At 66.9% G+C, this 12350-nt stretch carries 14 protein-coding genes, 1 tRNA gene and 1 other RNA gene; 10 read left to right on the top strand and 6 right to left on the bottom strand.

What is annotated here, in order from left to right; translation table 11 throughout:
* The first annotated feature begins 66 nt into the window (after positions 1-66).
* From AAHA49_RS05205 to AAHA49_RS05180, 6 genes are all read left to right on the top strand, one after another.
* Positions 67-555 carry a TetR family transcriptional regulator gene (locus AAHA49_RS05205; protein ID WP_342037464.1) on the top strand — a complete coding sequence of 163 codons (489 nt, stop codon included), beginning with the start codon at positions 67-69 and terminating at the stop codon, positions 553-555.
* A 63-nt stretch (positions 556-618) separates the two neighbouring features.
* Positions 619-1164, top strand: a complete 546-nt coding sequence (locus AAHA49_RS05200; RefSeq protein ID WP_342037463.1) for an ion channel — start codon at positions 619-621, stop codon at positions 1162-1164.
* 14 nt (positions 1165-1178) lie between these two features.
* Complete coding sequence (locus AAHA49_RS05195; protein ID WP_342037462.1) at positions 1179-2438, top strand: chloride channel protein; 1260 nt, start codon at positions 1179-1181, stop codon at positions 2436-2438.
* Between the two features lie 73 nt (positions 2439-2511).
* Positions 2512-2588, top strand: a tRNA-Val gene (locus AAHA49_RS05190).
* Positions 2589-2629: 41 nt separating this feature from the next.
* Complete coding sequence (locus tag AAHA49_RS05185) at positions 2630-3427, top strand: hypothetical protein (RefSeq protein ID WP_342037461.1); 798 nt, start codon at positions 2630-2632, stop codon at positions 3425-3427.
* A 120-nt stretch (positions 3428-3547) separates the two neighbouring features.
* Complete coding sequence (locus AAHA49_RS05180; RefSeq protein ID WP_342037460.1) at positions 3548-4507, top strand: DUF5996 family protein; 960 nt, start codon at positions 3548-3550, stop codon at positions 4505-4507.
* Between the two features lie 13 nt (positions 4508-4520).
* Here the strand turns inward: AAHA49_RS05180 and AAHA49_RS05175 are convergent, their stop codons facing one another.
* Complete coding sequence (locus tag AAHA49_RS05175; protein ID WP_342037459.1) at positions 4521-4961, bottom strand: methyltransferase domain-containing protein; 441 nt, start codon at positions 4959-4961, stop codon at positions 4521-4523.
* Positions 4962-5125: 164 nt separating this feature from the next.
* On the opposite strand from AAHA49_RS05175, the gene AAHA49_RS05170 reads away from it, so the two are divergent.
* The gene (locus AAHA49_RS05170; protein ID WP_342037458.1) at positions 5126-5455 is read left to right on the top strand and encodes a nuclear transport factor 2 family protein; all 330 of its coding nucleotides are present in this window, start codon (positions 5126-5128) and stop codon (positions 5453-5455) included.
* Between the two features lie 21 nt (positions 5456-5476).
* On the opposite strand, the gene AAHA49_RS05165 is transcribed toward AAHA49_RS05170, so the two are convergent.
* Both AAHA49_RS05165 and AAHA49_RS05160 read right to left on the bottom strand, forming a co-directional pair.
* On the bottom strand, positions 5477-6838 hold the full coding sequence (locus AAHA49_RS05165) for a uracil-xanthine permease family protein (RefSeq protein WP_342037457.1): 1362 nt from the start codon (positions 6836-6838) through the stop codon (positions 5477-5479).
* A gap of 63 nt (positions 6839-6901) precedes the next feature.
* Positions 6902-8440 carry a fatty acyl-CoA synthetase gene (locus AAHA49_RS05160; protein WP_342037456.1) on the bottom strand — a complete coding sequence of 513 codons (1539 nt, stop codon included), beginning with the start codon at positions 8438-8440 and terminating at the stop codon, positions 6902-6904.
* 79 nt (positions 8441-8519) lie between these two features.
* On the opposite strand from AAHA49_RS05160, the gene AAHA49_RS05155 reads away from it, so the two are divergent.
* Both AAHA49_RS05155 and AAHA49_RS05150 read left to right on the top strand, forming a co-directional pair.
* Positions 8520-9353 carry a Nif3-like dinuclear metal center hexameric protein gene (locus AAHA49_RS05155; protein ID WP_342037455.1) on the top strand — a complete coding sequence of 278 codons (834 nt, stop codon included), beginning with the start codon at positions 8520-8522 and terminating at the stop codon, positions 9351-9353.
* A gap of 13 nt (positions 9354-9366) precedes the next feature.
* Positions 9367-10095 (top strand): zinc ribbon domain-containing protein, encoded by a 729-nt coding sequence (locus AAHA49_RS05150; RefSeq protein ID WP_342037454.1) that lies wholly within the window; start codon positions 9367-9369, stop codon positions 10093-10095.
* 48 nt (positions 10096-10143) lie between these two features.
* On the opposite strand, the gene AAHA49_RS05145 is transcribed toward AAHA49_RS05150, so the two are convergent.
* Entirely contained in the window at positions 10144-10920 is a 777-nt protein-coding gene (locus AAHA49_RS05145; protein ID WP_342037453.1) for a YaaA family protein, read from the bottom strand.
* Between the two features lie 117 nt (positions 10921-11037).
* On the opposite strand from AAHA49_RS05145, the gene rnpB reads away from it, so the two are divergent.
* Positions 11038-11404: RNase P RNA component class A (rnpB, locus tag AAHA49_RS05140), an RNA gene on the top strand.
* 47 nt (positions 11405-11451) lie between these two features.
* Here the strand turns inward: rnpB and AAHA49_RS05135 are convergent.
* Together AAHA49_RS05135 and AAHA49_RS05130 are read right to left on the bottom strand one after the other, a co-directional pair.
* A complete protein-coding gene (locus AAHA49_RS05135) occupies positions 11452-11814 on the bottom strand; it encodes a hypothetical protein (protein ID WP_342037538.1) in 363 nt (120 codons plus the stop codon).
* 36 nt (positions 11815-11850) lie between these two features.
* The gene (locus AAHA49_RS05130) at positions 11851-12306 is read right to left on the bottom strand and encodes a nucleotidyltransferase domain-containing protein (RefSeq protein WP_342037452.1); all 456 of its coding nucleotides are present in this window, start codon (positions 12304-12306) and stop codon (positions 11851-11853) included.
* Positions 12307-12350: the final 44 nt, after the last annotated feature.

The following is a 12350-nucleotide window of genomic DNA, read 5'->3' as shown; positions in this document are numbered from 1 at the left end:
TAGCGAGGGGAACGCGTTCTGAGAAATCGAGTGCGCCCTCGGTCGCAAAATGAAAGGAACGTCTCATTGCCGCTCAGTGCTGAGAGCATCACGACGACCGCACTCGACGTGCTCTCGCGCTACGGATTGGGCGATCTCTCGATGCGCAGACTCGCCCGTGAGCTCGATGTCCAGCCCTCCGCGCTCTACTGGCACGTGAAGAACAAACAGGATCTCCTCGTCCTCATCGCGACCCGGATCTGCGCCGAGGTCGATGCCCGCTGCCCCGTCACCGCCGATCCGCTCGTCACGGTGCTGGCGCTGCGCGACGTCCTCCTGCGGTTCCGCGACGGGGCCGAGATCGTCATGCTCGGGTATTCGATCGCCCCGTCCGACGTCACCCCGGCGGCGCTGCGCCCGGAGCGGTTGGGGGCGACCGCCTCGGCGGGGGCGATGGCATACGCCTTGGGGGCGGTCGCGATCGAGCAGAACCGTGTGCTCTTCGCGATCGACGATGAGAACGCCGGTGAGCGCTTCGCCGAGGTGGCCGCCGGGATCCTGCGCGAGACTAACTGACAGTTCCCGTCACCTCGGGTTTCGTGCCGGGGACCGAGACAGCCGGAGCCGTACAATCATGCTGTGAGCCCCGCATCCCCCGGTGAGCGGTCCGACAACCGCAGCACATGGACGAGACTGCTGAGGTCGGGCACCGTCCGCAGGCTGAGCATCGTCCTCGGTCCCGTCGCCGTTCTCGCGCTCTACTTCACCGTGCCGCTGGCCGAAGCGGAGATGGGCGCGATCGGACGGCTGATCGCGACAGTCATCGCATTGCTGGCGCTGGGCTTCGCTCTTCTGCGTGTGCGTCGCACCGATACCAACCTGCCCCTGCTCGTCTTGACGTTCGTGCTCGTGGCAGCCACGTTCTCCGCGATCTTCTTCGTCGTCTCGGCGAACAATCCCCACGAGTTCGACGGCATCGAGACCCGCATCGACGCCCTCTACTTCACCCTGACGACGATGACGACGACCGGTTACGGCGACATCGTCGCCATCGGACAGGTCGGGCGACTCCTCGTCTCCGCGGTGTTAGTCTTCGACCTCGTCTTCCTCGGGCTCTTCGCCACCGAGCTCTCCCGCCTCGTCGGCCGGCACCGCCATGAGGCGTCGATCGCGGACGGTGAGTGAGGGTGCTGCCGGGAGTGACTCCGCGCCTCGCAGTGCTCGCGATCGTCTACGGCGGGATCGCCGGACTCGTCGCGGCACTGACCTTCACGGGAATGACCGCACTGCAGTCGGTCATCTGGGACACCGGTGCACAGCTGTTCGGGACGAATACGACGCTGCAGATCGTCACGACGATCCTCCTCGGCGGGGCCCTGCTCATCGTCCTCGACCGGGCGGCGCCGAGCGAAGACCTCCAGACGCTGCTCAGACAGTCCGGTGACCCTGCCGGCCTCCCACGTCGTGCCGTCCTCACCACTGCTCTCGCCGCAATCGTGGCCGTCGCGTTCGGCGGTGCCGTCGGTCCCGAGGCGGGCATCGTCGCCGTCGTCGCCCAGCTCTCTACGATCGTCGCCCACCTGATCGGTGAGGACGTGGCGATGCGTCGCACGATCGGCGAGGCGGGCAGCGCCGGTGCGCTCGGCGGCTTCTACGGATCACCCCCGGGAGCCGCCGCCATCGACGGTGATGAGCTCGGACCGCGCAAGATCCTCCAGCTCGGTGCCGGTTTCGCCGGCTTCTTCGCCTTCCTCGCGTTCATGAGGCTCACTCCCGACACCGGGGGAGCGACCATCACGCTGCCCGCGGTCGACCTGCCGTATTTCGATCCGTGGCTCATCGGCATCGCCGTCATGGCGGCGCTGGCCGGCCTTCTCTTCCGCGGTCTCCACCACGCCATCGACGGTGCGGTGTCACGGATCCGCCGCCCGTGGATCGTCATCGCTCTCGGCACGGTCCTCTTCGCCGCCCTTGCCGCCGTCGTTCCGCTCGTGCGGTTCTCCGGCCACCACGAGCTCCACGATCTCCAGATGCTCACCGAGGCCGGGGACTGGTCGGCCCTGCTCGTCGTCGCCGTCGCGAAGATCGCCGCCCTCACTCTGTGTCTGGTCAGCGGTTGGCGCGGCGGTGAGTTCTTCCCGCTCGTCTTCATCGGTGCAGCCATCGGGGGTGCCGTCGCCGTCCTTGTGCCTGGGCTCGCGATCGGTGCGGCCATGGCCACGGGCATGGCCGCGACCACGGCCGTCGGATGGAAGCGACCGCTCGCGGTGCTCCTCATCCTCGTCCTCCTCGTCGACGTTCCCATGGCGTTCCCGCTGCTCATCGGCGTGGGTGTGGCATTCCTCGTCAATCTGCTCGTCTCCCGAGGTGGAGGGACATCGACCGACTCCGGCTTGGAGGAGACGGGTGCGGGTTCATCTGATCCGGACGATGTGGATGGTTCCCGTGCAGAGCGTTGAGGTGGTGTCGACCGGACGGCCGAGGCGGTTTCGGTGGGCACTGGCGCTTATGGCATACTGAACTCGCACGTTGGGGCCTATAGCTCAGTTGGCTAGAGCATCTCGCTTACACCGAGAGGGTCGGGGGTTCGAGTCCCTCTGGGCCCACCAATCGGACCACTCTCGAGAGTCCGCGTGATTGAATGTCATCCATGGCCAAGCAGCGAATGACGAGGAAGTCTGCGACGGTCGTCATCGCCGAGTCGGCGAGCACCTGGGATCTTCTCGATTGGTGGAGGCTCGAAGGCAGTGCCTGGGCCGGAACCAAAGACGTTGCGCTCGCGTATGCGCAGATTGCGCCCCCGAGTACGCTGCATGCGATGAGACCACCCGGGACCCCGCCGTTTCTGCGGATACTCACCGCTGTCTGGATCCTCATCACCTTCGTCGGCGGAATAGTACTGCACGTGTTCGGTCTGGCGCTCATCGCCGGACCCGTATTGCGCGGTGACGGCGACGTCGTCGAACTCGGCTGGGGCGGACTCTGCTTCGGTGCAGCCGCGGTTCTCATTGCGATCGATCTTCTGCTTGACTCCGGTCATTCGGACGATGGCGGCGGGTCGCGCATCGTCGCCGTCCTCTACCTCGTCCCAGCGCTGCTCGCCCTCATCGCGATTGCGGCAGCAGCGGCGACGGGGATGCCGATCAACGGCTGGATCGGTGGTGTCGGCGTCGCCTGTGGTCTGGCCATGGGTCTCATCTGCTGGTTCGCATCCGTGCGCGCACGCCGGAGAACGCAGCAGACCCCGATACAGCGGCTCTCTCGGGCTGTGGCGAAGATCCCGGCGAGAGTGCGCGTCCGCGTGATCGCCGAGATCCACGCAGGGATCGAGATCCTCGCCCGGCGAGAACTCATCAGCGCCGCCGAGGCGGAGAAAGCCAAAGCAGCACAAGCCGGGCACCTGGGACTCACCCTGGCACCCGGGTCGGCACGAGCGACACGTAGCTGACTGTGTGCCCGGCGCTCAGAGCCGAAGCCCACATGCTTGACGGGTGAGCGCGCAGCTTCTAAGTTGATCGAAAATCCCCGTGCCGTCACTCGTACTGCACACGAAGAGAACAGGTGAGCGATGGCTACAGACACCGCATGGCCGCAGCTGCGCGTCGACGACTGGACCGGCACCCGGGAGAGCCTGCACCAATGGCTGCAGATCGTCGGCAAGATCGAACTCGTCTCGACGACCCTGATCAACCACTGGTGGAACGTCACCTACGACATCAGTGCCCGTGGCCTGCGCACGCAGATCCTCATGCATCAGAGCAACCGCACCTTCGACGCCGAGTTCGACTTCATCGACAGCCGCTTCGTCCTGCGCGCCGACACCGGCGACATCGAAACCGTCGACCTCAAACCGCAGTCGATCGCCGACTTCTACCACGCCGTCATGGGCGCCCTGCTCAAGCTCGGCGTCGGATGCACGGTGTGGGCATGGCCGAACGAACTGCCCCAGGCCACCCCCTTCGCCGAGGACACCACACCACGCGAATACGATCCGGATGCAGTCCGCGCCTGGTGGCGGCAGCTGCAGCGGATCGAGAAGGTCTTCGCCTACTGGCGGGCCGGTTTCGCCGGAAAGGCCAGCCCCGTCCAACTGTTCTGGGGGTCGATGGACCTCTCCTGCACCCGGTACTCGGGACGGCCTGCCCCGGCGAGCACCTCGGCGCCTCCGAACTGCCCTCCCTGGGTGATGGCCGAAGCCGAAGACCGTGAGAACGTCGCCGTGGGCTTCTGGTCCGGCGGCAGCGATGAAGGCTCCTTCTACGCCTACGCCTATCCGGCACCTGACGGCTACTACGAGGGCACTCTCAGTGCCGGCGGCTTCGATAAGTCCTTCGGCGAGTACATCCTGCCCTACTCCGAGGTCCGCACCTCGGACGACCCCGAAGGGACTCTGCTCACCTTCCTCGACGAGACCTACGCGCGGGCCGCCGACCTCGCCGACTGGGACCGGAAGAACCTCGAAGTCAACCAGGACAGGCTCCTGCACTACCTGCCGCCGAACGACATCGAGGAGCATCGCCGGTCCTAGCCGACCACCGCTCTCATGCTCGGCGGGCGTCCGTGAGGTCGACCTCCCGCACCGGGGTCCCGCCATCGACGAAGAGCCTGCCCTCCGGAGTCAGCGCCGCAGCGATGCGCTGCCTGGCACGGACGCCGGCCTTCGGATGACGCCCGTCGAGAGCGCCGACTCGAACCGCGAAAGCCAGGTCGAAGGGCTTCTCACCGGGGACGAGAGCGAAATCCTCAGTCGCAACGCACCGCACGCGCAGACGGCCGGCGGCGATCTCCTCGGCGGCATGAGCCTCGACGAGGGCCGTGCCCTTCGCCGAGCGATCGATGACGAGGATATGACCGTTCCCGATCCGCTGGGAGACCGCCCGGGCCGCGGCCCCAGGAGCACCCCCGATCTCGAGGACGCGCATGCCCTCCCGCAACGGCAGTGCATCGACGATCGCCGTCAGTCGCGCAGACAGAGTGACCATGGACCGAGGCTACCTCGCGCACATCGACCTCGTCGACAGCGCTGGCAAAACGCAGAGAGTGCGGCCGAGCTGTTGTCATCGGCAGGAGAAGTTGCCATGATCGCACCAGGTGCGAGGGGACTCCCCGCACCTCCGTGCACCACCCGCTCAGGAGGACAACGCTCATGGCCACCGCAGATCTCGCAGCACAGTTCCACACCGCGCTCTCCAAGGGCGACGCCGACACGCTCGCTTCTCTTGTCACCCCCGATGTCACGTTCTCCGGCCCCGTCGCCCAGGCATCTGGCGCTGACGACGTCGTCAAAGGCCTGACCGAGATGGGCGCGATGACGACCTCCGACGACATCGCCGTGCAGCTCGCCGACGATGACAACGCCCTGACCTGGTCGGTGGTGACGACCAGCGCCGGACCGTCGACTCCTGCCGCCACCTGGCTGCGATTCGAAGGCGGGAAGATCGCGGAGATCCAGACCGTCTTCAACGCCGGACGCTGATCCTACGTCCCGACCGGGAGACTAACGCCGGTCGGTGACTTCCGGTTCCCCCGCCTCGGCGCCGGATCGGGGGACTGGGGCAGTGCCCCGCCACCGGGCGATGAGCGTCATCACCTGGTAGATGACGATCGCCGAGGCGGTGCCCAGGGCGATGCCGGCGAACTCGAGTCCCGCAGGTGACCACGTGTAGTTCGCGATCGCGACGATGAGGGAAACGGCGGCGGTGTTGAGGTTGATCGGGTTGGAGAAGTCGACCCGGTTCTCCACCCAGATGCGCACGCCGAGGAGGCCGATCATCCCGTAGAGCACGGTCGCGGCCCCACCGAGGACTCCCGGTGGGATCGTCGCGATGATCTCCCCGAACTTCGGCAGCAGACTGAGGATGAGGGCGATGATCGCCGCGCAGAAGTACGCGGCGGTCGAGTAGATCTTCGTCGCCGCCATGACGCCGATGTTTTCGGCATACGTCGTCGTGCCCGAACCGCCGCCGGCGCCCGCGATGGTCGTGGCGAGTCCGTCGGCGAAGAGCGCGCGCCCCGTGAGGCCGTCGAGGTCGCGACCGGTCATCGCCGCCACCGACTTCACGTGACCGATGTTCTCGGCGACGAGGACGAGGACGACGGGCAGGAACAGACCCAGGTAGCCGAGGTCGAAGGCGGGGGCGTGGAAGGTCGGCAGGCCGACCCACGCCGCGGTGGCCACCGTCGAGAAGTCGACCTCCCCTTGGATGAGCGCGGCTCCGTAGCCGACGAGGACGCCGATGAGGATCGACAGTCTGCCGAGCATGCCTCGGAAGAGCACGGAGGAGACGATGATCGCAGCGATCGTGATCACCGCCGTCAGCGGCGCCTCCTGCACCCACCCCCAAGCGGCCGGGGCGAGGTTGAGTCCGATGAGAGCGACGATCGAGCCGGTGACCACCGGCGGCATCGTCACCTCGATCCACCGCACTCCCGCGAAGTGGACGACGAGGCCGACGAGGGCGAGGGTGACGCCGACGGAGATGATCCCGCCCTGGGCGAGGGCCATCGCGTTCGACTCGAGCTTCTCGCCCGAGGTGGCCGCGAACCCGGTGACCGCCCCGATGGGGGCGAGCAGACCGAACGACGAACCGAGGTAGGACGGCATCATCCCCTTCGTGATGAGGAGGAAGAGGAGAGTGCCGATCGCGGTGAAGAACAGGGTCGTCGACGGCGGGAAGCCGGTGAGCAGGGGGACGAGGAACGTCGCGCCGAACATTGCGACGACATGCTGGGCGCCGATGCCGATCGTCCGCGGCCACGTCATCCGCTCCTCGGGGAGGACGATCTCCCCGGGCCGGATCGTCTTCCCGTCACCGTGGATGCGCCACGGCCATCCTCTGGTGCTGTCCTCAGTCCTCATCCGCACCCTTCCTGCGCTCGTGCTGCCAGCGTTCTGGCCCTAGTGCAGTGTATGCGAGGACGCTCACGCCTCACGGAGGCTGCGTTTGAGGATCTTGCCCGCCGAATTCTTCGGCAGTTCGGACACGAAGGACACCCGTTTGGGCACCTTGAACCCTGCCAGCCGATCCTTGACATGGGCGATGACGTCCGCCTCGGCGATGTCACCGGCATCGTCCCTGAGCACGACGAACGCGGAGACCGCTTCGATCCACTTCTCATCGGCCATGCCGACGACGGCGACCTCGGCGACACCGTCCATCGCGAAGATCGCATCCTCGACCTGCCGGCTGGCCACGAGCACCCCGCCGGTATTGATGACGTCCTTGACCCGGTCGACGACCTCGACGAAGCCCTCGGCATCCCGGCGCACGAGATCCCCGGAGTGGAACCAGTCGCCGTCGAACGCCTCGGCGGTCGCCTCGGGACGCTCCCAGTATCCCGAGCACAGCTGCGGGGACCGGTAGAGGATCTCCCCGAGGTCACCGTCTGCGACATCGTCACCGGCGGCATCGACGACCCGGGCTTCGACGAAGAGGACCGGACGTCCGGCCGATCCGGGATGCTCATCGTGCTCGTCGGGACGCAGCACCGTGCACAGCGGGCCGAGTTCGGACTGGCCGAAGCAGTTGTAGAAGCCGAGGTCCGGAAGCCGCTCCCGCAGCGCTGCGAGCACGGGTCCGGGCATGATCGAGGCACCGTAGTAGGCCTTGCGCAGGCTGTCCAGGTTCCGGGTGTGCAGCTCCGGACTGTTCGCGATCGCCACCCACACCGTGGGAGCGGCGAAGAACGAGGTGATCTGCCGCTCCTCGAAGAGGGCGAGCAGCTGATCGGGGACCGGGGCGGGGACGATGATGTTGTGCGCCCCGACGGCGAGATTGGGGATGAGGAAGACGTGCATCTGAGCGGAATGGTAGAGCGGAAGGGCATGCGCGACCCGGTCGGTGGCGGCGAAGTCGAGGCTGGTCAGGCACGAGAGGTATTCGTGGACGAGCGCACGATGCGTCATCACCGCACCCTTCGGCGCCGAGGTGGTCCCCGAGGTGTACAGCAGCTGGGCGACATCGTCGTCGTACACGTCGAATTCGCCGTCTCCGACCGGTGCGATGTCCGGCGCCGAGGCGGGGGCGAGGATATCGGTGAACGCGCGGACCTGGGCGGCCGCCCCGTTGTCGGTGGCTGTCACGGCATCGATGAGATCGTCGTCGGCGAAGACGACCTCCGCCCCGGAATTGCCGAGGATGTAGTCGAGCTCATCGCCCTTGAGCTGGAAGTTCACCGGCACATGGATGAAGCCGGCCCGGGCACAGGCGAGGTAGAGCAGGGCGAAGAGGTCGGAGTTCTTCCCGTAGGCGGCGATCCGATCGCCCTTGACCGCGCCGAGCTCCCGCAGATGACGGGCCACTCCGGTGACAGCGGCATCGAGGTCGGCATACGACCAGATGCGGTCGGCGAACTCGATAGCGGTGCGGTTCCCGAAGCGTCCCGCGCTGCGGCGGACGATGTCGGCGACGGTCGAGGAGACAGGGCGGATGGGCGTCGTCGGTGACGCATCAGTGGTCATGGTGACAATCTAGCGGTCGACGACCTCGGTGAGAAGATTCCCCGCCGACCCGCCGGCGCCCATCGACTAGGGTGGGCCTATGAGGTATCCGACGGTGAGAGAATGCGTGGACGTCTTCGACTCCCTGTGGCCGCCTGACCTGGCCGAGGACTGGGACACCGTGGGACTGGCCGTCGGGGATCCCGACGCCGAGGTGCGCTCGATCCTCCTCGCCCTCGACCCCACCGACGCCGTCATCGCCGAAGCCGTCGTCCTCGGCGCCGACCTCCTCTTCACCCACCACCCGCTGCTCCTGCGGGGCGTGACATCGGTGAGTGCCGGCAGTCTCAAAGGCGGGGCGGTCCACACTCTCATCACGAACGGCATCGCCCAGTTCAACGCCCACACGAACGCCGATTCCGCCCTCGGCGGGGTCTCCGACGTCCTCATCGCCCTCACCGGTATCACCGAGTCCCAGCCGCTGGTGCCCCACCCCGACGGCTCCGGTCGCGGGATCGGGAGAGTCGGCGACCTCGGCGATGTGAGCACGGTGCGCGATATCGCCCGGACGCTGGCCGAACGGCTCCCGCCGACGACGACAGGTGTGCGCATCGGCGGTGACCCGGCCGCCGAGGTCACGCGCGTCGCCGTGTGCGGGGGAGCCGGCGATTCCCTGTTCGACGCGGTGCGCGCGAGCGGAGCCGACGTCTACATCACCGCCGACCTGCGTCATCATCCGGCCACGGAGGCCCTCGACACCGCCAACCGCGGACAGGCCCGACCGCAGCTCATCGACGTCTCCCACTGGGCGTCGGAATCCGTGTGGCTGGCAGCGGCCCGGGATGCCCTCGACACCGCGTTCGCCGACCGCGGGCTCTCCGTCGCCCTCCAGTCCTCCGCCGTCAACACCGATCCCTGGGTCGAACGCTACTGAAAGGGATCCGACCATGATCCTCACCGACGCTCAGCGCTCCACACTTCTCGAGCTCATCGACCTCACCGCCCGCTCCCGGGCGCTGCGGCACGAACACGACCACCCGGCAGACGCCCCGAAGCTCCAGGAGCTCATCGGCCGCCACAAGGCCCTCGGTGAGGAGAAGTCCTCCGTCGCCGAGGTGATCGCCGGGTTGGAGACCGAGAACGCTGAGCTGAGCGCCGCGATCGAGAAGCAGAACGCGCAGATCGCGAAGAAGACCGCCGAACTCAACGACGGCACCGGGCTGACCAGTCGCGACCTCGTCCACCTGCAGGAGGAGATCGCCGCCCACGAGGGCAAGGTCGCCGAACTCGAGGAGACCGAGCTCGAGTCGATGGAGAGGCTCGAGACCGCGCAGACGGAGCTCGCCGGGGTCGAGGCGAGCATCTCCGAGGTGACCGCCGAAGGCAAGACCGTCCAGACAGGGATCAAGGACCGGAAGGCCGCTCTCGCCGGTGAACTCGACGAACTCGGCAGCCAGGAGTCACAGCTCAAAGCGGATCTGCCGCCCGACCTCGTCCGCCGTTTCGAAGGCAATGTCGCCCAGGGCGGTCCCGGGGCGGCGGTGCTCACGGGCCCGAACTGTCAGGCCTGCGGTCAGGAGATCAGCGGGATGACGTGGCACGCGTGGCTGGCCGAGGACGTCAACGAGGTCCACGCGTGCGAGGAGTGCGAAGCGGTGCTGCTGCGCCGGTCATAGTCGCAGGCGGTGGGCTGCGATCGGTGGGAGCGGCGGGCTGAGCAGGGCTCAGTCGCGGAGGACGATCGTCAGCGCTGCCGGCCGTGAGGCGGTTCCGGTTGCGAATTCGACCTCGTAGTGCTCGCCGGCCCGGGAGACGAGGTCATCGATGGTGTCCGGGAGTCCGCGGTCATCGCGCAGGAGCCTGCCGACGAACTCACCGCGGTAGAATTTCGCCCAATGCGAGACGACACTGCGTTTGGTGCCGGTGTCCTTGACCGCGCCGAGGGTGACGACCTGGGTGTTCGGGCCCGGCCAGGCCGCACGGTAGTCACTTGACCGGCAGTCGAGGATGACCTCGGCCGGGTCGACGGCGAAGGACTTCGCGAGGATCGGCTTCCACCACGTCGAGAGGCGCCCGAGCTGACCGAGGTCGGTCTTCATCGCCAGGCGGTAGGCGGGAATGGGGTCGAGGCCCGCGACCTGACCGAAGACGGCGGAGAAGACATGGACATCGCGCAGTCGAGCGGCGGTTCCCGCATCGGTCTCGGCCGCGGCCACAAGGTCGGCGGCGCCCATCGCCTCGTAGAGGACGCCGGTGTAGGTGAGCAGGGCGGGAGCGCACGGTTGGGAGTCGATCGTGACATTGCGGGCGACATCCTCGGCGAGAGATGCCCCGACACCGAGTGCGGTGAGCGCGTCCTTGCGTTTGGAGACCTTCTTCAGGGCCCCGAGGACCTGCTTGCGTTTGGCGGTGAGATCCGGGGAGGAGAGCGCCGTGAGGTCGAGCGGGTCACCGGTGACCGGGGGAGTCTTGCCTTCGGACGGCGGGAGGAGGATCTTCACCACTCCATCGTATTCGGCGGGCCTGACCCGCGTCGTGACGGTCGCCTGTTGGATTCGTCACGAGCGCCGGGCCGGATCAGTGCCCAGTGTCGCGCACGGGTAGACTGACCTGAGAGGACAGGTCACCAGACGGTCGCGGCCGCAAGGCTGAGGAACGTCCGGGCTCCGCAGAGCAGGATGGTGGGTAACGCCCACCCGGGGCAACCCGCGGGCAAGTGCAACAGAAAGCAGACCGCCACGCGACCTCGGTCGCGGGGTAAGGGTGAAACGGTGGTGTAAGAGACCACCAGAGTGCCGGGTGACCGGTGCTGCTGGGTAAACCCCATCCGGAGCAAGATCAGACAGACGGCGTTCGAGGCTGCTCGCCGAGCCGTCGGGTGGATCGCTCGAGGCCGGTGGTGACATCGGTCCCAGATAGATGGCCGTCAATCGAGAAGGGCAACCGACTCGATGACAGAACCCGGCGTATCGGTGGCCTGTCCTCCCTTACTTTCGGGCCGCAGGCCTCAGCCGAGGCCCTGTAGGCCATGGTCAGCGCCGCAGCACCACAATGTCCTTCGCCGTCGAGACAAGGGTGCGCGCCCGTCGCACCAGCGTCTCCGCTTTTGCCTCAGACATGAGACCGGTTCCGTACTCGATCTCGCTCTTCGCGGAAACGAGTTGTCGCAGGCTCCGCTCGGCGTCGGCGGCAACGGATCGGCCCCCAAGCACATCTCGCAGTTCTCGGGCTGCGCGAGAATGGTCCTTCGTCTTTCCTGTCGCGCCTGAAAGCGCAGTGACGACAGCGTCTTTGGCACAGATACCGGCATGTACGGCGTCACCGCTGGCAACGGTGAGGCGTTCCAGAACGAGGTTGTCCTCCGCCGAGTCCAGATATTCCTGCGCCTTGCGCAGGAATAGCCGAGCGGAATTCTGCTGTTCTGAGCGTTGTCAGCCGACCCGCGGCTCGCGGTGGGGGAGAGCACCGACGAGCGTAATGCCGTCACGAAGGATATCCCTGACGATGGGTTCTCCTCGTTTGACTGCCGCGTCGAACTCTTCCGGTGTGAAGACGAGAACGTCACACGAGTTGCCCATGCCGGCGTGCACGCGCTGAGCCAGACGACCGGATTCGTCCCAGTCACTGGAGCCGATGACGGCAAGATCGATGTCACTGTCGGTGCTCGCTTCTCCGGTGGCAGTCGAACCGAAGAGAACGACCGCGTCGACAGCATTCGTCTCGATGTGTGCTTCGATGACCCTGGTCAGCATGCCTATGGGATCGACGAGCCCGCGCAGCGAGGGCACTGTTGCATGGTCTTCGTTGATCGAGTAGGTGATCGACGATCCGACTGCGGTCTGCTCGACGATTCCCAGCTCGACGAGGGCTCTGAGCGCCTGCTGCACCGACCACAGGCTGTGGTCACCGTCGAGAAGCGAATGAACCCTGC

Source organism: Brevibacterium ammoniilyticum, from assembly GCF_038429965.1.
Classification (GTDB): Bacteria; Actinomycetota; Actinomycetes; order Actinomycetales; family Brevibacteriaceae; genus Brevibacterium; species Brevibacterium ammoniilyticum.
The sequence above is the reverse complement of the archived record's forward strand: the minus strand, read 5'-3'. Positions and strand labels throughout refer to the sequence as shown.